General features: G+C 62.8%; 22 protein-coding genes. 12 read left to right on the forward strand and 10 right to left on the reverse strand.

What is annotated here, in order from left to right:
- The first annotated feature begins 173 nt into the window (after positions 1 to 173).
- Positions 174 to 3,086, forward strand: a complete 2,913-nt coding sequence (locus ACZ5U1_RS11940; RefSeq protein WP_464778593.1) for a TonB-dependent receptor — start codon at positions 174 to 176, stop codon at positions 3,084 to 3,086.
- Positions 3,087 to 3,140: 54 nt separating this feature from the next.
- Here ACZ5U1_RS11940 and clpB read toward each other — a convergent pair whose 3' ends face one another.
- Entirely contained in the window at positions 3,141 to 5,720 is a 2,580-nt protein-coding gene (clpB, locus tag ACZ5U1_RS11945) for an ATP-dependent chaperone ClpB (RefSeq protein WP_464778594.1), read from the reverse strand.
- 246 nt (positions 5,721 to 5,966) lie between these two features.
- Here clpB and ACZ5U1_RS11950 point away from each other — a divergent pair, with 246 nt between their 5' ends.
- Genes ACZ5U1_RS11950 through ACZ5U1_RS11960 form a run of 3 tightly spaced genes read left to right on the forward strand, consistent with a single transcriptional unit; the run spans position 5,967 to position 9,667 of the window.
- Complete coding sequence (locus ACZ5U1_RS11950) at positions 5,967 to 8,843, forward strand: M16 family metallopeptidase (RefSeq protein ID WP_464778595.1); 2,877 nt, start codon at positions 5,967 to 5,969, stop codon at positions 8,841 to 8,843.
- A gap of 23 nt (positions 8,844 to 8,866) precedes the next feature.
- Positions 8,867 to 9,169, forward strand: a complete 303-nt coding sequence (locus ACZ5U1_RS11955; protein ID WP_464778596.1) for a hypothetical protein — start codon at positions 8,867 to 8,869, stop codon at positions 9,167 to 9,169.
- 48 nt (positions 9,170 to 9,217) lie between these two features.
- Positions 9,218 to 9,667: a MarR family winged helix-turn-helix transcriptional regulator gene (locus ACZ5U1_RS11960; protein ID WP_464778597.1), complete on the forward strand. Its 450-nt coding sequence runs from the start codon at positions 9,218 to 9,220 to the stop codon at positions 9,665 to 9,667.
- A 135-nt stretch (positions 9,668 to 9,802) separates the two neighbouring features.
- On the opposite strand, the gene pal is transcribed toward ACZ5U1_RS11960, so the two are convergent.
- From pal to ACZ5U1_RS11990, 6 genes are all read right to left on the reverse strand, one after another.
- A complete protein-coding gene (gene pal, locus ACZ5U1_RS11965) occupies positions 9,803 to 10,318 on the reverse strand; it encodes a peptidoglycan-associated lipoprotein Pal (protein WP_464778598.1) in 516 nt (171 codons plus the stop codon).
- A 60-nt stretch (positions 10,319 to 10,378) separates the two neighbouring features.
- Positions 10,379 to 11,701 (reverse strand): Tol-Pal system beta propeller repeat protein TolB, encoded by a 1,323-nt coding sequence (tolB, locus tag ACZ5U1_RS11970; protein ID WP_464778599.1) that lies wholly within the window; start codon positions 11,699 to 11,701, stop codon positions 10,379 to 10,381.
- Positions 11,698 to 12,612: a cell envelope biogenesis protein TolA gene (locus tag ACZ5U1_RS11975; RefSeq protein ID WP_464778600.1), complete on the reverse strand. Its 915-nt coding sequence runs from the start codon at positions 12,610 to 12,612 to the stop codon at positions 11,698 to 11,700. Before ACZ5U1_RS11975 ends, tolB begins: the two co-directional genes overlap by 4 nt.
- 18 nt (positions 12,613 to 12,630) lie before the next feature.
- Positions 12,631 to 13,095, reverse strand: coding sequence for a protein TolR (gene tolR, locus ACZ5U1_RS11980; protein ID WP_464778601.1), 465 nt, complete (start codon positions 13,093 to 13,095; stop codon positions 12,631 to 12,633).
- 193 nt (positions 13,096 to 13,288) lie between these two features.
- Complete coding sequence (tolQ, locus tag ACZ5U1_RS11985) at positions 13,289 to 14,011, reverse strand: protein TolQ (RefSeq protein WP_464778602.1); 723 nt, start codon at positions 14,009 to 14,011, stop codon at positions 13,289 to 13,291.
- Positions 14,008 to 14,478, reverse strand: a complete 471-nt coding sequence (locus ACZ5U1_RS11990) for a YbgC/FadM family acyl-CoA thioesterase (RefSeq protein WP_464778603.1) — start codon at positions 14,476 to 14,478, stop codon at positions 14,008 to 14,010. The genes tolQ and ACZ5U1_RS11990 overlap by 4 nt, the downstream gene beginning before the upstream one ends.
- On the opposite strand from ACZ5U1_RS11990, the gene ACZ5U1_RS11995 reads away from it, so the two are divergent.
- Together ACZ5U1_RS11995 and ACZ5U1_RS12000 are read left to right on the forward strand one after the other, a co-directional pair.
- On the forward strand, positions 14,432 to 14,599 hold the full coding sequence (locus tag ACZ5U1_RS11995; protein ID WP_464780063.1) for a hypothetical protein: 168 nt from the start codon (positions 14,432 to 14,434) through the stop codon (positions 14,597 to 14,599). The genes ACZ5U1_RS11990 and ACZ5U1_RS11995 overlap by 47 nt on opposite strands.
- Before the next feature lie 93 nt (positions 14,600 to 14,692).
- Entirely contained in the window at positions 14,693 to 15,571 is an 879-nt protein-coding gene (locus ACZ5U1_RS12000; protein WP_464778604.1) for a 3-hydroxybutyryl-CoA dehydrogenase, read from the forward strand.
- A gap of 46 nt (positions 15,572 to 15,617) precedes the next feature.
- Here the strand turns inward: ACZ5U1_RS12000 and pspF are convergent, their stop codons facing one another.
- Positions 15,618 to 16,634 carry a phage shock protein operon transcriptional activator gene (gene pspF / locus ACZ5U1_RS12005; RefSeq protein ID WP_464780040.1) on the reverse strand — a complete coding sequence of 339 codons (1,017 nt, stop codon included), beginning with the start codon at positions 16,632 to 16,634 and terminating at the stop codon, positions 15,618 to 15,620.
- 146 nt (positions 16,635 to 16,780) lie between these two features.
- Here pspF and pspA point away from each other — a divergent pair, with 146 nt between their 5' ends.
- The 6 genes from pspA (at position 16,781) to ACZ5U1_RS12035 (ending at position 19,403) form a co-directional block, all read left to right on the forward strand.
- Positions 16,781 to 17,449 (forward strand): phage shock protein PspA, encoded by a 669-nt coding sequence (gene pspA / locus ACZ5U1_RS12010; protein ID WP_464778605.1) that lies wholly within the window; start codon positions 16,781 to 16,783, stop codon positions 17,447 to 17,449.
- An 18-nt stretch (positions 17,450 to 17,467) separates the two neighbouring features.
- Positions 17,468 to 17,749, forward strand: coding sequence for an envelope stress response membrane protein PspB (gene pspB, locus ACZ5U1_RS12015; RefSeq protein WP_464778606.1), 282 nt, complete (start codon positions 17,468 to 17,470; stop codon positions 17,747 to 17,749).
- A 1-nt stretch (position 17,750) separates the two neighbouring features.
- Complete coding sequence (gene pspC / locus ACZ5U1_RS12020) at positions 17,751 to 18,131, forward strand: envelope stress response membrane protein PspC (RefSeq protein WP_464778607.1); 381 nt, start codon at positions 17,751 to 17,753, stop codon at positions 18,129 to 18,131.
- 21 nt (positions 18,132 to 18,152) lie between these two features.
- The gene (locus ACZ5U1_RS12025; protein WP_464778608.1) at positions 18,153 to 18,383 is read left to right on the forward strand and encodes a hypothetical protein; all 231 of its coding nucleotides are present in this window, start codon (positions 18,153 to 18,155) and stop codon (positions 18,381 to 18,383) included.
- Between the two features lie 36 nt (positions 18,384 to 18,419).
- Positions 18,420 to 18,842, forward strand: a complete 423-nt coding sequence (locus tag ACZ5U1_RS12030) for a SufE family protein (protein WP_464778609.1) — start codon at positions 18,420 to 18,422, stop codon at positions 18,840 to 18,842.
- A 66-nt stretch (positions 18,843 to 18,908) separates the two neighbouring features.
- Positions 18,909 to 19,403: a hypothetical protein gene (locus tag ACZ5U1_RS12035; RefSeq protein WP_464778610.1), complete on the forward strand. Its 495-nt coding sequence runs from the start codon at positions 18,909 to 18,911 to the stop codon at positions 19,401 to 19,403.
- 48 nt (positions 19,404 to 19,451) lie between these two features.
- Here the strand turns inward: ACZ5U1_RS12035 and ACZ5U1_RS12040 are convergent, their stop codons facing one another.
- Positions 19,452 to 20,456, reverse strand: coding sequence for an IS30 family transposase (locus tag ACZ5U1_RS12040; protein ID WP_464778611.1), 1,005 nt, complete (start codon positions 20,454 to 20,456; stop codon positions 19,452 to 19,454).
- A 123-nt stretch (positions 20,457 to 20,579) separates the two neighbouring features.
- Positions 20,580 to 22,280, reverse strand: a complete 1,701-nt coding sequence (gene ggt, locus ACZ5U1_RS12045; protein WP_464778612.1) for a gamma-glutamyltransferase — start codon at positions 22,278 to 22,280, stop codon at positions 20,580 to 20,582.
- Between the last annotated feature and the right edge of the window lie 21 nt (positions 22,281 to 22,301).

Consider the following 22,301-nt stretch of genomic DNA (forward strand, 5'->3'; position numbering starts at 1 on the left):
ACAGCAAAGTGCGCTAATGCCAGCAGCATTGCTTTACACGCATAAAACGACTGCGCAGACTATCCCGAGCACGGATGAAGAGGGGTTTGCTGTCGGGCTCCAAGGTCCCCCTTCATGCGTCAAAATCAAGGGCGCAGGTTTGCTTGCGTCGCTCCAGAGCAAGGGACTGGATCGTGAAGAAAATTTCGAATAATGCGTGGCTGCGCAATAGCGCAGCGCTGCAAGCGCTCGCATGCGCGGGCGCCGGTTTTGCGGCGCTCGCCGCTCCTGCCTTTGCGCAGGATACTCCGGCTGGCACCGTGGCCGAAGAACCAGAGGCGACAATCATTGTGACCGGGTCCCGTATTTCCCGGCCGGACCTGACGTCCAATTCGCCCATTTCGGTCATTTCGGCCGATACGATCAAGCTGTCCGGGGCCACTTCCGTAGAGGACGTGCTGCGCGACATTCCCCAGGCCGTTCCGGGCATTGGCGGTCAGACGAACAATGGCAACGAAGGCGCGGCGACGATCGACCTGCGCAATCTGACCGAGCAGCGGACGCTGGTTCTGGTGGATGGCAAGCGCTTCGTCCCCTTTAATAAGGACGGCATCGTCGACGTGAACATGATTCCCGCGGCTTTGATTAAGCGCGTGGACGTCGTGACCGGCGGCGCTTCGGCTGTTTATGGGTCCGACGCGGTGGCGGGTGTCGTCAACTTCATCCTCGATGACGAGTTCAAGGGTTTCAAGGCAGACGCGCAATATGGCATCACGAGCCGTGGCGACGCGCGGACATTCGACGCCAGCCTGACCTACGGCACCAGCTTCAATGAAGGGCGCGGGCATATCGTCGTGAACGGCGGCTATACCAAGCAGGCCGCCCTTAGCCAGGGTCGGCGCAGCTTTTCCGAATTTGCGCTGGGACAGGCGGATCTTCAGCCTTCAGGCAGCCTGACCGACACGCCGGGCAATATTTCCGACAGCTTCCCGACCATCTGTTCGCAGGCCGATATCGATGACGGCAACTGCTTTGCCCAATTCAGGCCGAATGGCGATCTGGGGCCGGTGATCGGATCGTTCAATTTCAATCCCTACAATCTCTTCCAGGTGCCGCAGGAACGATACCAGGCGCATGCCCTGCTCAAATATGAATTCTCCGATGCCGCCCGCTTCTTTGGCCGCGTGTCCTATATCGATACGAAGGTCACGACGATCCTCGCGCCGTCGGGCACCTTCTTCTTTCCCTTCACCGTGAACCTCGACAACCCCTTCCTGTCCGATCAGGCCCGCAGCGTATTAGCGCCGCTGGATGCCGATAGTGACGGCGACGTGGACATTGCCTTCGGGCGCCGCACCACCGAACTGGGCACGCGCGATTCCATCTATCGCAACAAGGCGCTGCAATTTGTCGGCGGCCTTCGCGGAGACATCACCGACTCCCTCAATTACGAAGTCTTCGCTCAATATGGTCAGGTGAAGCGCAGCCAGCAGTATCTGAACGATATTGATTTCGCCAAGACGCAGCAGGGGCTGCTGGTCCGCAATGTGAACGGCGTGCCCACCTGCATCGACCCCAGCAATGGCTGTGTGCCCGTCAACCTCTTCGGCGCGGGCAATTTGACACCAGAAGCGGGGCAGTTCATCCGCCTCGACCTGGAAGCGAATGACAAGACGACGCAGTTCGTGGCTGGCGGCTCGCTCGCGGGCGATCTGTTCACGCTCCCCACCGCGACGTCTGCCGCTGGTTTCGCGGTCGGCGCGGAATATCGCCGGGAAAAGACGGTGTCCCGCCCAGATGCAAACCTGATCGCGGGCAATTCGCCGGGCTTCGGGGCGCAATCGCCCATCGACGCCAAATATACGGTGAAGGAGCTGTTCGCTGAAATCCGCGTGCCCTTGCTGGAGGACATGCCCTTCGCGCAAGCCCTGACATTCGAGGGCGGCCTGCGTTATTCCAAATATAACAGCAGTGTCACCAACCTCGTTACGGGCGGCACATTTGGAAACAGCTTTACCAACTGGACGTTCAAGGCTGGCGGCGAGTGGGAGCCGACCGAGGGCGTGCGCGTTCGCGGCTTGTACCAGCGGGCCGTAAGGGCGCCCAACCTCCAGGAACTGGGCGAACCGCGCACATCCAGCACGGGCGATCTGGAAAATGATCCCTGCGCAGGTGCCAATCCAGTGGGTAATGCGGCCCTCACGCAGTTGTGCCTTGATACGGGGGTTCCCGCGGGACGCATCGGCACCGTCAACGGTCCGATCGCCGGACAGATCAACAATTATGTCGGCGGCAATCCTACTCTGACGCCCGAAAAATCCGATACTTTCAGCGTTGGCCTCGTTCTGGCCCCGCGTCAGCTGCCCGGCTTCACTGCGTCGATCGACTATTTCGACATCAAGGTGAAAAATGCCATCACCCAGTTTTCGGAACAGGTCATTGTCGATGCCTGCTACGAACAGGAACAGGATCCCAATGGTTTCTTCTGTCAGTTGATCAGCCGCAACCCGATCAACGGGTCGCTCAGCGGGGGAACCGAAACCGGGGTGGACGCAAGCACGCTTAACGCAGCATCGCTGAAGCGTACCGGCATCGACATCGCCGCCGCCTATCAGTTCAGGATTGGCGAGGATGCCCGTCTGCAATTCGGTATCAACGCCACCCGCGCGATCAAGTCAGTGGACCAACCGGCCGCCATTTTCCCATCCTATGATTGCGTCGGTCTGGTAGGGAAGACCTGCCTCCGTCCGCAGCCCAAGTGGCAGTTCGTTCAGAACACGCAGCTGGATTATGGTCCGGTCAGCCTGCTGCTTCGCTGGCGCTATATCGGCAAGCTCACCAAGGATGACATTGTCCTGAACGGAGCCGATCCGGCGGACTTCGTCGTTCCGGTGATCGGTGCCCGCAGCTATTTCGATCTCAGCGGCACCGTTCGCGTCGCTGAACGCTTCCAGTTGCGCGGCGGCATTAACAACCTGTTCGACAAGAAGCCGCCGGTCGTCGGCAATGATTATGGTGGCACGGCGGAAAACAGCGGCAACACCTTCCCAGCCACCTATGACCCGCTTGGTCGATCCTTCTTCATAGGCGCATCAGTGACATTCTGACCGTCTACGGATCGAACAAAAAGAGGGGCGGCAGTCGCAACTGCCGCCCCTTTTTCATGCGATGCCCAGCTTCAACGCGCCGTCACCCTCATCAACCCGAACCGTCGATCCATCCGGCACCTCGCCGCGCAGGATCAGGTCGGCGAGCGGGTCCTGCAAATAACGCTGCACCGCCCGCTTCAACGGCCGCGCGCCATAGACCGGATCATAACCGACCCGCCCCAGCCACGCCCGCGCGCCGTCCGTCAGGTCCAGCACCACCTTGCGATCCTTCAGCAGCTTGCCGATCCGCGCGACCTGAATATCGACGATCGGCGCCATATGGCTCGCACCCAGCCGGTGGAACAGGATGACCTCATCCAGACGATTGAGGAACTCCGGCCGGAAATGCGCCCGGACGATGTCCATCACCTGATCCTCGACCTTTTCGACAGGCTCGTCGTCGGCCAGCGAAGCGATGAATTGGCTGCCCAAGTTCGACGTCAGCACGATAATCGTGTTGGTAAAATCGACCGTGCGGCCCTGCCCATCGGTCAGGCGGCCATCGTCCAGCACCTGCAACAGCACATTGAACACGTCGCTGTGCGCCTTCTCCACCTCGTCGAACAGCACGACCTGATAGGGCCGCCGCCGCACAGTCTCGGTCAGCACGCCGCCTTCCTCATAGCCGACATAGCCCGGAGGCGCGCCGATCAGCCGGGCGACAGAATGCTTCTCCATGAACTCGCTCATGTCGATGCGCACCATCGCGCTGTCGTCGTCGAACAGGAATCCGGCGAGCGCCTTGGTCAGCTCGGTCTTGCCGACGCCCGTGGGGCCGAGGAACAGGAACGAGCCAAGCGGCCTGTTCGGGTCCTGCAAGCCCGCGCGCGACCGGCGTACGGCGGTCGATACGGCCTTCACCGCATCGGCCTGCCCGATCACCCGCTTGCCAAGCTCTTCCTCCATGGCGAGCAGTTTCTCGCGCTCGCCCTCCATCATCTTATCGACAGGAATGCCCGTCCAGCGCGACACGACCGAGGCGATATCCTCCGGAGTCACTTCCTCGCGCAGCATCGCGCCTTCGGTCGCGCCCTCCGCCTCGGCGATCTTGCGCTCCAGATCGGGGATGCGGCCATAAGCCAGCTCGCCCGCCTTGGCGAGGTCGCCCGCCCGCTGCGCCTGTTCCAGCTCGACGCGCGCGGCCTCCAGCTGTTCCTTGAGCTTGCTCTCGCCCGCAATCTTGTCCTTCTCGGCCTGCCAGCGCTGCGTCAGCGCCGCCGACTGTTCCTCAAGATTCGCGAGGTCCTCTTCCAGCGCGTCGAGCCGATCCTTGGATGCCTTGTCCGTCTCCTTCTTCAGCGCCTCGCGCTCGATCTTAAGCTGGATGATCCGCCGATCGAGATTTTCGATCTCCTCCGGCTTGCTCTCCACCTCCATGCGCAGGCGAGAAGCTGCCTCGTCCATCAGGTCGATGGCCTTGTCCGGCAGGAAACGGTCGGTGATGTAGCGGTTGGAGAGCGTTGCCGCTGACACGATCGCCCCGTCGGTGATGCGCACGCCATGGTGGAGTTCGTACTTCTCCTTGAGCCCACGCAGGATGGAGATGGTGTCCTCCACCGTCGGCTCGCCCACGAACACCGGCTGGAACCGCCGCTGGAGCGCGGGGTCCTTTTCAACATATTTGCGATATTCATCGAGCGTCGTCGCGCCGATGCAGTGCAGCTCCCCGCGCGCCAAGGCAGGTTTCAGCAGATTGCCCGCGTCCATCGCGCCTTCGGATTTGCCCGCACCAATGAGCGTGTGCATCTCGTCAATGAACAGCACGACCTGCCCTTCCGCGCCCTTCACTTCGTCCAGCACGCCCTTCAGCCGCTCCTCGAACTCGCCGCGATATTTCGCCCCCGCGATCAGGCTGCCCATGTCGAGCGCCATCAATGTGCGGTCCTTCAGCGTATCGGGCACGTCGCCATTGGCGATGCGCAGCGCGAGGCCCTCCGCAATCGCGGTCTTGCCCACGCCCGGATCGCCAATCAGCACGGGATTATTCTTGGTCCGCCGCGCCAGAATCTGGATCGTCCGCCGGATTTCCTCGTCGCGCCCGATCACCGGGTCCAGCTTGCCCTCGCGCGCCGCTTCGGTGAGGTCGCGCGCGAACTTCTTCAGCGCATCATAGCGATCTTCCGCGCCCGCTGTGTCAGCCGTGCGCCCGCCACGCAGATTGTTGATCGCGGCGTTCAATCCTTCCGCCTTCACACCCGCTGCCGCCAGCGCCTTGCCCGCCGCCGAGGTGGTCGCGAGGGTAAGCGCAAGGAGCAGCCGCTCGACCGTGACAAAGCTGTCCCCAGCCTTGCCCGCGACCTGCTCGGCGCTGTCCAGCACCCGCACCGCGTCATTGTCCAGCCCCGGCGTCTGCTGCGCCCCGCTGCCCGATACCGCAGGCACCTTGGCCAGTGCCGCATCGGTTTCCCGCAGTGCGACAGCGGGATCGCCGCCCGCCGCCTTGATCAGGCCGGACGCCATGCCCTGATTGTCTTCCAGGAGTGCCTTCAGCAGATGCTCAGGACTGATCCGCTGATGGCTCATGCGGATCGCGACAGTCTGCGCCGATTGCAGGAAGCCCTTGGCGCGGTCAGTGAATTTTTCGAGGTTCATAGGAAGCCCTTCGTGAAACTAGCCACGATGTAATGTTGCATAAATGACACACAAGAGGCGCTACGCAATTATCCTTAGCATCGCTCGCCTTCCCGGCGCAAACCTGCCCATATTAGAGGGAGATAAGCGTCCGATCCCGACGCGCCGTCCCTCCAATGCATATTGCGCCGTCCCCATGCGCCGCTATGCTGCGGGCGTCCATTGCCGCCTCCCCGGCTATTATCTCCAGCTTCGATGAGGGCGCCCATGACTTTTTCCTCCACCTCGCGTCGCCTGGCTCTGTCGCTTGGCCTTTCTTCCTTGAGCCTGTCGATCATCGCCTTTCCAGTCCCCGTCGCCCTCGCTGCACCAGCGGCTCAGACGGCTCCAGCCCCGCTCGCCAGCCTCGTTTCCGCCGTCGATATTCCCTATGAGCAGTTCACGCTGAAAAACGGCCTGCGCGTCATCGTGCATACCGATCGCAAGGCTCCCGTGGTGGCGGTGTCGGTCTGGTATCATGTCGGCTCGCGCTTCGAGCCTGCGGGCAAGACCGGCTTTGCTCATCTGTTCGAACATCTGATGTTCTATGGTTCCGAAAATGCCGACGGGCCTTTCTTTGGACGGCTGGAGGATATAGGTGCGACCGACTGGAACGGTACGACCTGGTTCGATCGCACCAATTATTTCGAAACGGTGCCGACCGGCGCGCTCGACCGGGCATTGTTCCTCGAATCCGACCGCATGGGTCACCTGCTCGGCGCGGTGACGCAAACCAAGCTCGATGCGCAGCGCAGCGTCGTGCAGAATGAAAAGCGGATGGGCGAGAATGAGCCCTATGGTCTGGTCGAATATGCCCAGCTCGCCGCCATGCTGCCCGAAGGCCATCCCTATCGCCATTCGACCATCGGATCGATGGCGGACCTGAATGCAGCCAGCCTTGCCGACGTGCAAAACTGGTTCAAGACCCATTATGGCCCCAACAACGCCGTGCTGGTGCTGGCGGGCGATATCGACGTGCCGACCGCCAGGGCGAAGGTCGAAAAATGGTTCAGCAACATCCCGGCCGGTCCCGCGCCCAAGGATGTGGACGCGACCGTGCCAACGCTCGACAGGCAAGTCGACAAGCTGATGCACGACAATGTCGCGGCGACCCGGCTCTACCGCAACTGGATCGTGCCGGGCGTCAACTCGGCCGACCTGCCCCAACTCGACCTGGCGATGTCGGTGTTCGGTGGCCTCAAATCATCCCGCCTCGACAATATATTGGTGCGCGACGAGAAAGTGGCCGTCGGCGTCAAGGCCAGCATCCAACCGTTCGAAAAGCTGTCGATCGCGGAAATCACCGTTGACGTGAAGCCGGGGCAGGATGCCGCCGCCGTTGGCAGGCGGCTCGACCAATTGCTGGCCGACTATCTCGCCAAGGGTCCCACCGCCGACGAGGTTCAACGCGCCGCGACCCAGCAGCTGTCGGGTACGATCGGCGGTCTGGAAAAGGTTGGCGGCTTCAGTGGCAAGGCGGTGACCCTGGCGGAAGGTGCGGTCTATTCCGACGATCCGGGGAAATATAAGAAGGACCTCGCCCTCTACGCCGCCGCCACGCCGCAGTCGGTGGGCGACACCGCCCGCAAATGGCTTGGTCGTCCCGTATTCCGGCTGACCGTGGCGCCCGGTGAACGGACGGCAGAGGATAATGCGCTCGCGGGCAACGCCACGCACCACCCCGCCTATTTCCGCGATCCCAAAAAGCTCGCGCCGGTTGCTGCCACGCCGCCGCCGCCCACCCGCATCGCCGAACCGTCGATCGAGCCGGTAAAGGATCTGGATTTCCCCGCTGTCGAAGAGGGGAAGCTCAAGAACGGGATTCCCGTCGTCTTCGCCCGGCGCGCAACCGTTCCCGTCGTGCGGGTGTCGGTATCCTTCGACGCGGGCAATGCTGCCGATGACAAGGCAAAACTGGGCACGGCCGCGCTGACCACGGCCCTGCTGGATGAGGGCACGAAGACGCGCAGTTCGGTGCAGATCGCGGAAGAACAGGAACGGCTGGGGGCGTCGATCGGCGCGAGCAATGGCATGGATAGCACCAATGTCGGCCTCTATGCGCTCAAGCCCAATCTCGACGCGTCGCTCGGACTGCTCGCCGACGTGATCCGCAATCCGGCTTTCGCTCTGACCGAGGTCGAACGCATCCGGGGCCAATTACTGACCCGCATCGCTGCCGAGAAAACCGCGCCGATGCCGATCGCCCAGCGCCTTTTGCCGCCCTTGCTCTATGGCGCCGCGCATCCCTACGGCATCCCCTTTACCGGGTCGGGCACGGAAAGCGGCGTCAAGGCGACCACCCGCGCCGATCTTGTTGCCTTCCACGACAAGTGGATGCGGCCTGACAATGCCACCATCTTCGTCACCGGCGACACCAGTCTGGCCGAAATCATGGCGCTGCTCGAAAGACGCTTCGGCGACTGGAAAGCGCCTGCGGTGGCCAAAGGCACGAAGCTCTTCCGCATGGACCGGATGGCGCGCCCGGCGCGGATCATCCTGGTCGACAAGCCGCAAAGCCCCCAATCGATGATCCTGGCGGGCCTGCTGACGGGCAAGCAGGGCACCGACAATCCGCTGACGCTGCAGACCGCCAACGAAGTTCTGGGTGGCAGCTCAACCTCGCGGCTGATCATGGACCTGCGCGAAACGAAGGGTTGGGCCTATTCCGCTGGCACGAGCCTGCCCGGCGTCAAGGAAACCATCCCCCTGCTGGTCTACGCCCCTGTCCAGACCGACAAGACCGGCGCGTCCATCGCGGCCGCGCGCCAAGACATAGCCGACTTTCTGACTGCCAAGGGCACGACGGAGGCTGAACGTAACCAGACCATCAACAGCCAGATCCTGTCGCTGCCGGGCAGTTTCGAAACATCGTCAGACCTGATGGGGGCGATGATGCGCAACCGTCTGCTGGGCCGCCCGGACGATTTTTATGAAACGCTGCCGGGACTCTACCGCGCCATGACCGCCGCCGACCTTGACAAGGCCGCGCGCGAGGCGATCGATCCCGCCCGGCTGATCTGGGTCGTCGTGGGCGATGCAAAACTCGTCCGGCCGCAGCTTGACGCGCTGGGCCTGCCCGTCGAAATGGGAACCCTTGCCGATTGAGGCTGCTTTGAGGAGATGAAGTGATGGCGAATGTCGATGGCGCTTATGACTGCGTGGCAAAGACCCCTCTGGGCGATCAAAAGGGCGTATTCACCGTCATCAGCAATGGTAACAGCTTCCACGGCACCTTCGCGGGCATGATGGGGTCGCTGGACGTCGCCGAGGGCAAGGTCGATGGCGACAAGCTCAACTGGAAGATGAATATGACGATGCCCATGCCCATCACGATGGAATGCGAAGCGGTCGTGGAAGGCGACGCGATCAACGGCACCATGCAACTGGGCGCGTTCGGGGTGGCGGGCTTTTCCGGCACGCGGCGCGTTTAAGCCGACGTTTCCACCAATGACCGGCCGCGCCACCGTGGGATTATCCTGATGTCTAGTTCCGGTCTGACGCAGGGGTTGGTGCAACAGTTCCCGCTGGTCGCGCGCGGCTGGCGGCATCTGGCCGACGAAGCTCTGGCGGAATTGCGCGTGTCCTCCAGCGCGGGCTGGTGCCTGGTGCATCTCGCCCGGCTGGGACCCGACGTACGACAGGCTGACCTTGCCGATCAGCTGAGCATTACCCAGCCGTCACTGGTGCGGACGCTGGATGGGCTGGCGGCGATGGGATTGATCGAGCGCCTGCCGCATCCGGAAGACAAGCGATCGAACCGGGTGGAGTTCACCGATGCGGGCCGCGACCTCGCCGCACGGATCGAAGCACGGCTGGATTATCTGTCGCAGCAGCTGTTCGAAGGCGTCCCCGAAGCCGCGGTCGAGATCACCGTCAACATGATGCAACTCCTCACTCGTCGCATCGCTGAACGGCGCAAGCAGGCTTAGGACGCGCCGCCATTCGTGAGCGCTCCCCAAGCGGAGCCGCTCACCCTCAGCGCTTGCTGCCAACATTCTCATATAGAAAAGTCCGCCGGTCGGGACCGGCGGACTTCCTGAAAGCCTGGTGCGACCCGAAGGCTTTTAATATTGAACAGTCACCGTCACCGCGCGGCGGTTCTGTGCCCAGGCGGATTCATCCGAACCCAGCGCCGCCGGGCGTTCCTTGCCATAGCTGACCGTGTTGATGTGGCTGGGGTCGATGCCCAGCGACGCGAGATAGTTTTTCGCGGCGTTGGCGCGGCGTTCACCCAGCGCGATATTGTAGTCGCGGGTGCCGCGCTCGTCCGCATGGCCTTCGATCGTGACGCGAACATTGGGATTCTGCTGCAACCATGCCGCCTGACTCTGCAAAGTCTGCTGGTCCTGCACATCGACATCATATTGATCGGTGTCGAAGAAGATGCGGTCGGACGAAACCGAGGCGACGAAATCTTCCTGGCTGCCCTTGACCGAGCCAGTGGTCGTGCCGGTCCCGGTGCCAGTCTGGGCGCTGTTGTCGGTCGCGGGCGGGGGCGGCAGGTCCTTGGGTGCTTTCTTGCCGCAAGCAGCGAGCGCCAGCACGGACACGGCGATCAGAAGGGGGCGGTTGAGTTTCATGGGAGGCTCCTCAAAAAAGTCTATGCGGTCGTTACGCTTGCGCGATGAAGTGGTTCCCTGTCAGGGCAGCAGCGGACCCCATGCAGGGTCGGAGCCGCTGAGCGGCGTGGGAATGCGGCGTTCGTTGACGCCGGTCAGGTCGACCTGCCAGACTTGGCTGGCACCGTCGCGACCGGGGCTCGTGCGGAAATATTGCAGCACGCGGCCGTTGGGCGACCAGGTCGGCTGCTCATCCTGCCAGCCATTGGTGAGGATGCGTTCATTGCCACCCTCCGGCGTCATGACGGCGATCTTGATGTCGCCGCTGATCTTGGTGAAGGCGATCAGGTCGCCGCGCGGGCTCCATTCGGGCGTGGCGTAGCGACCCCCGCCATGGCTGATGCGGCGCTGGCCCGAACCATCCGCGTTCATGACATAGACCTGCTGGCTGCCCGAACGATCGCTTTCAAAGACGATCCGGGTGCCGTCGGGCGAATAGCTTCCGCCGACATCGATGCCGGGCGCCGTGGTGAGGCGGACGGGCTGGCCGCCTTGGGCCGACACGCGGTAGATGTCGGTGTTGCCTGCTACCGCCATTGAAAAGAGGATGTTGCGGCCATCGGGCGACCAGCGCGGCGCGAAGGTCGCATTGTTGCTTTCGGTGACCAGGCGCTGGCGGCCGGTGCCGATGTCATAGACATAGATGCGTACCCGGCTGCCCAGATAGCTCACATAGACGATCGACTTGTAGTCAGGCGAAAAGCGCGGGGTGAGGGCGATCGACTGGCCATTGGTGATGAAGCGGTGGTTCGCGCCATCGCTATCCATGATGGCGAGGCGCTTGGTGCGGTTCCCCTTCGGCCCGCTTTCCGCGATATAGGCAATGCGGCTGTCGAAGAAGGGGCTCTCGCCGGAAAGGCGCGCATAGATGGCGTCGGCGCATTTATGCGCGGCGCGGCGCCAATCGCGCGGGGCGACGACATAGCCCTGGCGCGTCAGTTCCTGCTTGAGCGCCACGTCATAGAGATAGCAGCCAACCGTGATGTCCGCCTCTCCACCTGTGGTGCGGACGAAGCCTTGCACCAGCGCCTGATAGGCGCCCCACTTGTCGTAGGCGGGGTTGGTGACTTCGGGGAAACCGATGGCAGGGATGCCGCCCGGACCGGACGGATCAAACAAGCCCGAGCCCTTGAGGTCGGAGGCGATTACCTCGGCGATCTTGCGGCCAAGTTCGCTGGACGAACCGGCAGGCGTGGAAACTTCGGCCTGCGGGGGCAGGGCGGGCACGACGATCTTGAGGTTGCTGTCGATGTCGCCGGTCACATCGACCGACAACTGGGCCATCGCAGGGCTGGTAAAGGCTGCGCAAAGGGCGAGCAGTGCGGTTATTCCAAAGCTTCTCATCGCGCTTTCCTTGCGTAGACTCTCAAGGGTTTGAGCCATTTCCACTGTTCATAATATTCGTCGGGCAGCCCTTGAAAAGGGGAAGCCTGCATGACCGCCTGCACGGCGCGTTCCTTGTAGATCGAGACTTGCGGCTTGTTGCTGGCGGTCTGACCCTGCACATCGATCACCTCGGGCCGGCCGATCACGCGGCCGCTGCGGTCGATCTTCACCTCCAGAAAGGCCACCAACTGCTCGACGTCCGCGCCGGAGGGAAGCTTCAAATGCCGATAGATTTGATCGCCGATCAGGCGATCAAGCGCAGCCTTTTGCGCGGGACCCATGGTCGCAGCGGGTGGCGGTGCGGCCTTGCGCGGGGCGTCGGCTTCGGTGTTGATGCCCTTCAGGAAATCCTTGCCGAGCAGCGAGCCGCGCGGCTTTTCGGCCTTGCCCTGGCCGGACGCCCGGGCAGGAGCGTTTGGCTTGGGCTTTGCGGCAGGCTTTTGGGTAGCCTTGGTCGCCGCAGGGGCAGGTTTCGCCTTTGAGGGCGTCTGCTTCGCTGCGGGCTTTTCAGGTGCGGGCTTGGGTTTTGACTGAACCTTCGCCACGTCCCTTTTGGCCGGAGCAGGCTTTGGCGGCGGCGGCGCGGGTGTTGGTTGGGGTTCAGGAATGGGCGCCGTTTCCGGTACAGGAGCCGGTGCCGCATCCTCGGTCGGGCCTGCTTCCGGCGCGACGCTGGGCGGGGGGGGCTGGGTCGAGATTTGTGGCGCGGCGGATTGCAGCGCCGCTTCGTCCACCAGGCTGACGTCCATCGGCGGCGAGTTCAGCTTGAGCGGATTGGGCGTTGCCAGGAATCCGACCGACAGCAAGCCGAACAGCAGGACATGTCCCGCCGTCGCCACGCCAAGGCCGATCTTCTCCGCGCGTTCCATGCCCGAGTCCTATGGCCCCTATTCTGAACTGCCGGTGACGGCGCCGTCTTCACCGCCGGTGCTGACCAGCGCCACCTTGTTGAGGCCCGCCCGATTGAGTTCGCCCATGACACGCATGACCCGGCCATAGTCGAGTCCTGTATCTGCGCGCAGGAAGATTTGCGGCGGCTCGGCTTTGCCTGCGTTGGCCGAGACGATCTCGGCCAGGCGATCGGCCAAATCGGCGTCGCTGATCTGCGTCTCGTCGATGTAGAGGCCCCCGTCGCGATCGATCGAGACCACGGTCGGCTTGTCGTCCTGATCAAGACCCTTGGCGCGCGTTTCGGGCAGGTTAACAGGCACGCCGGTGACGAGCAGCGGGGCGGTCACCATGAAGATGATGAGCAGCACCAGCATGACATCGACCAGCGGCGTGACGTTGATGTCCGCCATCGGCGCGCGACCCCGGCCACGGCGGTGGGAGGGTGGGCCGGACATGGCCATTAGCGGCGACCTCCGGCCAAGTGGGTTGCTCTATCCTCCGTTCGCCCTGAGCTTGTCGAAGGGCTTTTCTTCTCTTCAAGTGAAGTGAAGGGCTTCGACAGGCTCAGCCCGAACGGGGGGAGGAGGCTGTGAATAAGGCACGAGATCCCAGCGTTCGCTGGGATGACGGGGTGGAGGAGGAGCGGGCACACGCTCACCGCTGCGCCTCCAGCTCCCGGCTCAGTGTCGAATAGAAGCCGTCGGCGAAGCGGGTTAGCTTGGATTCCATGCGGTTGATGCCATGGCTGAAACGGTTGTAGGCGATGACGGCGGGGATCGCCGCGAACAGGCCGATGGCGGTGGCGAAGAGCGCCTCTGCGATACCCGGCGCAACGACGGCGAGCGAGCTGTTCTGCTCCTTCGCGATCGCGGTGAAGGCGCGCATGATGCCCCAGACGGTGCCGAACAGGCCGACAAAGGGCGCGACCGAGCCGATGGTGGCAAGGATGTTCAGGCGATCGGACAGGCGATCAACCTCCGCCGCGATCATGCTGGACATGGCGGTGGACAGCCGGTCGCGCGTGCCGTCGCGGTCGATCACCTTCTGCGCGGTGGAGCGGCGCCATTCGGTGACGCCTGCGGCCATGACCTTGGCAGCGGGGAAGTCGGACGACTTGCCGCGTGCCTCATAGAAGCGGTCGATGTCCTCCGCTTTCCAGAAATCATCCTCGAACGCGCTGCTCTGGCGGCTGGCCTTGCGCAGGGTGAAGCTGAAGCCGATGATCATCGCCCAGGTCCAGATGCTGGCGAGCACGAGGCCCAGCATCACCACCTTCACGACGATGTCGGCCTGCAAAAACAGGGCGAGCGGCGAAATGGTCGCAGCTTGGGTGGCGGCGCCGACAGCGGCGCCAACGTCGGGCATCGAAAGGCTCATGGGTTGATGTCTTCCCCTCTCATCAAACGGCTGAAAATGTCGATCCAGGGCTTGGGTTGCCGCGTAGGACGGCCCTGGCTGGTCAGGAAGGCGACAGAGACCTCGCCGTCCGTCAGTATTTCATCGCCGCACCTGACTCTTTGATGAATGGTGCAGGCGACGGGGCGAATGGCGGTCACGCGGCTTTCGACGAGCAGGTCATCGTCGAGCCGCGCGGGGCGCTTATAGGCGATCTGGAGATTCGTCACGGCATAGACGCCGGTGCCACCTTCCTGCGCCGCCCGCTGATCGATCCCGGCGACGCGCAGCATGTCGGATCGCGCGCGCTCCATATAGCGCAGATAATTGGCGTGGTAGACGAGCCCGGACAGGTCCGTATCCTCAAAATAGACGCGCAGGGGAAAGTGATGCACGGCGGCAATGAACCTTCCGGTCGCCGGCTCGGGCATGGACGCTGAAACGGACATGCGCGGCCTTTTAACCATCATGCACGCGGCAGGCAAAGGCGTAAATGAACAGGATCGGAGCGGCCTGCCGGGCAGCAGGGGCTATCCGTCCCATAAACAAGGCGCGCTCAGCCCCGATTAACACAGCGTTCGTTGTGATTGATGTTCGAAAGCGCTGGCCCCCCGCTTGCCATAGCGCTAGTGGGCGGCAAATTGATTTTGCGAGGACATTAGCATGACCGACATTCAGACCGTGGGCGTCATCGGCGCTGGTCAGATGGGCGCGGGGATTGCGCAGGTCAGCGCGCAGGCTGGCTATGATGTGATCCTGTGCGACGTCGATCTGGCGCGCGCGCAAAAGGGGCTTCAGGGCATTTCCAAGCAGCTTGCCCGTGCGGTGGAAAAGGGCAAGCTGAGCGCGGAGGACTCCGAGGCTGCGTTTGCGCGCATCCGCCCGAGCGGCGATCTGGCTCCGCTGGCTGAGGCGCAGCTGGTGATTGAGGCCGCGACCGAGCGGGAGGAGATCAAGCGCAGCATCTTCGCCAATGTGAGCGCGGTGATCACGCCCGGCACGATCCTGGCGACCAATACGTCGTCCATCCCTATCACCCGGCTGGCGCAGGTGGTGCCCGATCCGGCGCTGTTCGTGGGTATCCATTTCTTCAACCCGGTGCAGGTCATGGCGTTGATCGAGCTGATCCGCGGGCTGGCGACGTCGGATGAGACGGTCGCGACGATCGAAGCCTATACCAAGCGGCTGGGCAAGCACGTCGTGCAGGCGTTCGATTCCCCCGGTTTCGTCGTCAACCGCATCCTGCTGCCCATGATCAACGAATCCATTTTCGCGCTGGGCGAAGGAGTGTCCAACATCCGCGACATCGACACGGGCGTGCGGCTGGGGCTGAACCATCCCATGGGTCCGCTGACGCTGGCCGATTTCGTTGGGCTCGACACCTGCCTTGAAATCCTGAACGTGCTGCGGTCGACGACCGGGGATTCCAAATATCGCCCGGCGCCGCTGCTGGTGAAATATGTCGAGGCGGGCTGGCTGGGGCGCAAGACCGGCAAGGGCTTTTACGACTATTCCGGGCCGGAACCCGTGCCAACCCGATAATATACCACTCCGTTCGGGCTGTCGGCCTCAGCCCGGACGGTGGTAATCAGACAGAGCGATCAGCGCCCAATCCATGTTTTCTCAAGCAATGGCGCAGCTGATCATAGCTTAGGCCAAGGGCCTTGGCGGTCGCGCGCTGGTTGTAGCGGTGGCGCTCCAGCACTCTCTGCACAATTGCGGCTTCATGCGCGTCCACGGCTGCGCGCAGGTCGCTGACGTCGGTGAAGCCGGTTGTGGGGGCGAGCTTGGGTTCCTCGGCTACGGTGCTGAGCGGGGGTGCCTGCGGTTTCCAGGGCGAAGCAAATGGGTCGAAGATGATCCGGCCAACGGGTGCCGAGGGATCTTCCCAGCGATAGACGGCCCGCTCCACGACATTGCGCAGCTCGCGGACATTGCCGGGCCAGCCATGCGCTTCTAGCGCGGCGAGGCAGTCGGGCGTAAAGCCACGCCATTCGGACTGTCCCAGTTCGGCGGCCATGCGGCGTCCGAAATGATCGGCGAGCACGGCCACGTCTCCCTCGCGAGCCCGAAGTGGTGGCAGGGTGATGACCTCGAAACTGAGCCGGTCGAGCAGGTCCGCGCGAAAACGGCCTGTCTCGGCCAGCAGCGGCAGGTCCTCGTTGGTCGCCGCGATGATGCGGACGTCCACGGTCATCGGGCGCGAGGCGCCGATCCGGGTCACTTCACCATATTCGATGACCCGCAGCAGCCTTTCCTGCGCCGCCATCGAGAGGGTCGCCAGCTCGTCGAGAAAGAGCGTGCCGCCATCGGCTTCCTCGAACCGGCCCGCGCGGGCGCGGGTGGCGCCGGTGAAGGCGCCCTGTTCATGGCCGAACAGTTCCGCTTCGATCAGCGTTTCGGGAAGCGCGGCGCAGTTCATGACGATGAGTGGCTCGCCCCAGCGCGGGGAGAGGCGATGGAGGCGTTCGGCGATCAATTCCTTGCCCGTGCCACGCTCACCTACAACCAGGATCGGGCGATCGAGGTCGGCGGCGCGTCCTGCCTGCTCGACGGCGTCAAGGAAGGGCAGCGACTGGCCGATGAACTGGCTGTTTCGTTCCATTGCCAGATTATGGTGAAAATTACCACTTATTGGCAAGATATATTGGAACCAGCGGGGATAAACCCAGAAAATCCGTCTTTTCACGAATTGGCACGGCTCCTGCAAAGCAAGCGGTCAAACCGTCAGACGGAAGGATTGCAGTTCCGATGGGTATATTTTCTCGCACACGTGACATCATCGCCGCCAATGTCACCGACCTGCTCGACCGGGCCGAAGACCCCGCGAAGATGATCCGCATGATCATCCTGGAAATGGAGGAAACGCTGGTCGAGGTGCGTGCGTCCGCCGCGCGGACCATCGCTGATCAAAAGGAGATGCGCCGCCATATCGGCAAGCTGCAGGGCTTGAAGGACAGCTGGACCGAGAAGGCGCAGCTGGCGCTGAGCAAGGATCGCGAGGACTTGGCCAAGGCGGCACTGGTGGAAAAGCAGAAGGCGGCCGACATGGCGGAGAAGCTCTCCCATGAGATCGAGGTGCTGGACGAAGCGCTGAAGGCTTCGGAAGAAGACATCGCCAAGCTGCAAGGGAAGCTACGCGAGGCGCGGACCCGGCAGAACAGTCTGGTCACGCGGATGGAAAGCGCGCAAAATCGTATGCGCATGCGCGAAGCCTATGCCGGGGAAAAGGTGAATGAGGCCTTCGCCCGCTTCGACATATTGGAGCGCCGGGTCGACATGGCCGAGGGGCGTGCGGATGCGCTGAATCTCGGTCAGGGTCAGAAGACTCTGGAGGAGGAAATTGCCGAGTTGCAGTCGACCGAGAAGGTCGATGCCGAACTCGCCGCGATGAAAGCCAGCATGAACCGACCGGCCTGAACAGGGGAGTTTTGACGCATGGGGGATGTGTTTTTGCCGATCATGATCTGCGGCATGCTGTTCATCGGCATGCCCTGGCTGATCCTGCACTATACGACAAAGTGGAAGCAGGCGCCCAAGATCACCGATGAGGATGAGCGGTTGCTGGATGAGCTGCATTTGCTCGCGCGGCGGTTGGAAGACCGGCTGCAAACGGTCGAGCGGATCGTCGCGGCTGATAATCCCGATTTCCGTCCGTCTCGCCCGACGCCTGACGACGCTTATGATCTCGACCGCCAAGATTTCGGCAGGAGGAACTGACATGGCTGCGCGCCGTACGAAATTCTATCTCGACAAGCAGAATGGCAAATGGATGGGCGTATGCGCAGGCATCGCCGACTATACCGGGATCGACGTGATATGGGTCCGCGTGGGCGCCGTGCTGGTGACGCTGATGGGTGCCTTTCCCTGGTCGCTGATCGCCTATTTCGCTGTGGCCTATTTCGCGGAAACCAAGCCGCTGGACCTCTATGCCGATCAGGATGACCAGAAATTCTGGCAGGGCGTGCGGACCAATCCGGCGCGGTCGGCGCGGGATGTACGGTCCAAATTCCGGGACATCGACCGGCGGCTGGCGGACATCGAGACATTCTACACCAGCCGCAACACGAGGCTGGCGGACGAGATCGACAGCCTGCGTTGATCAAGGCGTTCAGAGGACGGCATGCAGGACATGGCTATTACCCTGACCGTCACGGCGAGCTGCATTATCGCATTGTTGATCGTCGCGACGGCTACTTTGCGCGGCTGGAACGGCTGGCTGGCACTGAAGCGCGCGGAACTGGCGCGGCCCGTTTCGGATGCTTCTCCCTTCGCGAGCGCGCGAATCGAACTCGCCGACCTCAAGGAACGCATCCGCAAGCTGGAGGCGATCGCGGCCGGGGTCGATCTGTAAGGAAAAGCGGCTTTCGCGGGCCGCTTTTCTGCCTATATGCAGGGCATGACCGATGTGCCTGCCCTTGCCGATCTTCAGGAAGAATATGAATTTCTCGACGCCGATGACCGTTATCGGTTGCTGATCGACCTCGGCCGCGCGCTGGAGGCGATGCCCGACGCGCTCAAGACCGACGCGACGCTGGTGCGCGGCTGTTCAGCGGCGGTCTGGGTCTACCCGACGGTGCGCGACGATGGGCGGCTGCATTTCCTGGCGGACAGCAATGCGGCGATCACCAAGGGGATAATCGCGCTGGTCTTGCTGACGGTGCAGGACCAGATGCCCGCGCAGATCGGGGCGGCCGACATCGAAGGCGCACTGGCGCCGTTCGATCTTAAAAATCAACTCAGCTCCAATCGGACACAGGGCATCCCCAACATGATCGCACTGATCCGGCAGACTGCGGAGCGTTACAGCTAAGCGGAAACCTGCCGACGTCCGGGCGTTCTCCTTGCGTGATCGAAACGGAAGTTGAGGAGATGCGCGATGCGAAGCCTGTGGGCATTGGCGGCAATCGGCTTGCTGGCGGGCTGCTCTGGCGGCGAAAAAGAAGGCCCGACGCAGCGCGAGCAGATCGGCCAGACGTGGAAATATGAAGGCGGCGAGGCGGGTAAACCCAAGGTCGCTTATATCGGCAGCGCGAACAGCGTGCAGACCATGACGGCCGAAGACACATTTTCGGTGCTGCTGATGCAACCGATGCCGGAAGGCGGCGCGGACGTGACGGTGAAGCTGGTGGGCGCGCCCTTCAGCTGCGACCTGTCCGACTGCCGCGTCACGGCCGTGACCGACGATGGTAAGAGCCACGACTGGCGCGGGCGGATGACGGAAAATAAGGACGGGATAGAGGTGCTGCCCGCCGCCAAGGCTGATCAGGCGATCAAGGGGACGAAGGTGCTGAAAGTCAATCTGGTGGTTGGCCCGAAGGACAAGACCTTCCCGTTCGCGTTCAATGTCGCGGGATTGGATTTGCAGAAGTGATGTTCGGTTAAACGTTCTCGTCATCCCAGCGGAAGCTGGGATGTAGATTCACGTTTGAAGTGCAACATTTGGATTGAAGCGTGAGAATGCCTCTGCGGGAGTAAGGAAGTCGAGGCATTTTCTTGGCGTATGATTATAGCGCTGTACGGCAGCGAGGATGTCATCGGTGGTGATGGCATCGAGGTTGGTTTTGCGCGGCAGGCTGCGGCGGAGGCGTCCGATGGCATTTTCGACGCCGCCTTTCTGCCAGGGTGATCGAACATCGCAAAAGAAGGTCTGGATGCCGATCTGGCTTGCGAGCTGGTGATGCCGGGCAAATTCGGGTCCATTGTCAAAGGCGATGGAGCGTCGGAGGGTTTGGGGCAGGTCGGCCAGCATGTCCGCCAGATGGCCTGCGGTTCTTGGGGCCTTTCGATCCTGTGGCCGGTGGATGATCGTGAACCGGGAGGCGCGTTCATGGGCGACGAGGATGGCCTGGCCATAGCGGGCAAAGAGCATGAAATCGGCTTCCCAATGGCCTGGGCTTTGCCGATCATCGGCGTCAGGAGGGCGCTCGCTCAAGGAGCGGCGATGCTTGATGATGTCGAGCATGCTCCCGCCGGTAGGGACAGGGTGGCCGCGCCTGTGCCGGGCGCGCGGCAGCAGGCGGTGCCAATAATCCTTCTGCGCCGAACGGTGGTAGATGAAGCGGTAGATTGACTCAGGGCTGATGAGGGTGCGACCGTGCTCGCGCGTCAATCGGCCTGCGATCTGCTCGGGGGACCATCCCATCGCAAGGCCGTCCCTCACAAGGCCGCGCAGGTCCGGTTGGCGTTCCAGCTTGAAGCGGCAATCCCATCGGCGCCTGCGTTCGGCAAGCTGCTGGGCGCGGACAGGCTCATAGCCACCGGGCCAGACCTTGGTTCGCACGCTGTTGCGCCGCAGTTCGCGGCTGATCGTAGCTGGCGCCCGCCCGAGATGCGCCGCTATGGCTCTTTGCGATTTACCGCCTGCATGCAGGCGGTAAATCTCGATCCGCTCCTCAAGGCTGAGCTGGCCATATCTCTGTCCCATCGCAACAACACCCTAGCAGGTGTTGCACTTGTTCCGTGAACTCAGGGGATCTCGTGAGGCTAGCTTGCGCCCTCTCGCCTGAGATCCCAGATTCCGCTGGGATGACGGGAGGTAGGTGGATGGTTATTCCTGAAGCGAAACGCCGGGGCTTCTGGGATCAGCTGCGCCCCGCCAATGCCCATCGGGCGCGCGCTCTGCCGCATTCGCTTTCAACCCCATCGGAGCGATCGTGACCTTGTGGCCCCATGCTTCGAGCGGCGCCTTCATCGCTTCCAGCGACGTGCCCCGTTCCAGCACCAGCCCTTCCGCATTGAAGAATTCAAGGCCCAGCGCGATCGACTCCTGCGCCGAAAGGCCCCAGTCGAAATGGGCGATCAACGCCTTGGCTACCTGCATGATAATCGTCCGCCCACCCGCCGCGCCGACGGTGAATATCGGCGTTCCCTTCATGTCATAGACGATGGTCGGGGACATGGACGACAGGGGCCGCTTGCCCGGTTCCACCTGGTTGGCCACAGGCGCGCCGTTCTTTTCGGGCGTGAAGCTGAAATCGGTCAGTTCATTGTTGAGGATGACGCCATTGGCGATCAACTGGCTACCGAAGAAGCTTTCGACGGTCGATGTCCAGGCGGCGATGTCGCCATCCCGGTCGATCGCCACGAAATGGCTGGTGCCGCTTTCCGGCTGGGGCAACGCCGCGGTGCGTGACTCCGCGCCTGGAGGGCTGCCCGGACGATAGTCGTTGAGGGTGCGGCCAAGCGCGATGAGCGCCGATCGCTTCTTAAGATAGGCCGGGTCGATCAGTCCCGCGATCGGCACGGACACGAATTCGGGATCACCCAGCCATGTGTCGCGATCAGCATAGGCAAGACGCATGGCTTCGCCGATGACATGCCAGGAACGGGGATCATCCTTCCCCCATTGGGCTAGCGGGAAACGTTCGACCATGCCCAGGATTTGCAGGACGGTGATGCCGCCTGACGAAGCCGGACCCATGCCGCAGATGCTGTAGCCGCGATACGGGCCGCAGACCGGCTTGCGCGCCTTCACCTGATAGGCGGCGATGTCGGCCTCTGTCATCGGCACGGGATTTTTGGGTGCGTTGGTGACGGTGCTGGCGATCGCTCGTGCGGTCTCGCCCTTGTAAAAGGCGTCTGGCCCTTCCGCCACAATCCGCCGAAACAGGGCAGCGAGCGGAGGGTTTTTAAGGGTCGTGCCGATGGGTGCGGGGGCGCCATCTATCCAGAAGAACTTTCGTATCTCGGGAAAGTCGGCCCATATGGGGGCGACCGCCTTCATCGCGGTGTCAAGCCGCTGACGGACCTCAAAGCCATCCTCGGCCAAGCGGATCGCGGGCGCGAACAATGCCGCCCATGGAAGCTTCCCCCATTTGCGATGGGCTTCCCAGGCGAGCCGGAGGTTACCGGGCACGCCAACTGAATAGCCGCCAGGCCAGGCCGATCGGAAGGGAAGGGGCTGACCGTCCGCACCGATGAATCGGTCGGGCTGGGCCGCCGCCGGGGCGGTTTCGCGCCCGTCGATCGACTCTAGCACCCCCGTCTCGCCATCATGATGCATCAGGAAGCCGCCGCCGCCGATGCCGCTATTATGCGGTTCGACCACATTGAGGGCGAGCATCATGGCGATGGCGGCGTCGGTCGCGCTGCCGCCCTGGCGAAGCATCTCCTGCCCCGCCGCCGCCGCGCGCGGATCGGCGGCGGAAACCGTGGCATTGAGTGAGACAGGCTCGCGCGCCGCGACGGGGGCGGCATATAGGAAGGCGAACGCTATGGGGGCCAGCAGGCCAGTGAGGCGAGGCGTCATGCCCCGCACCCTATCGTTCGG

This window comes from Sphingobium sp. TomTYG72 (assembly GCF_055394715.1).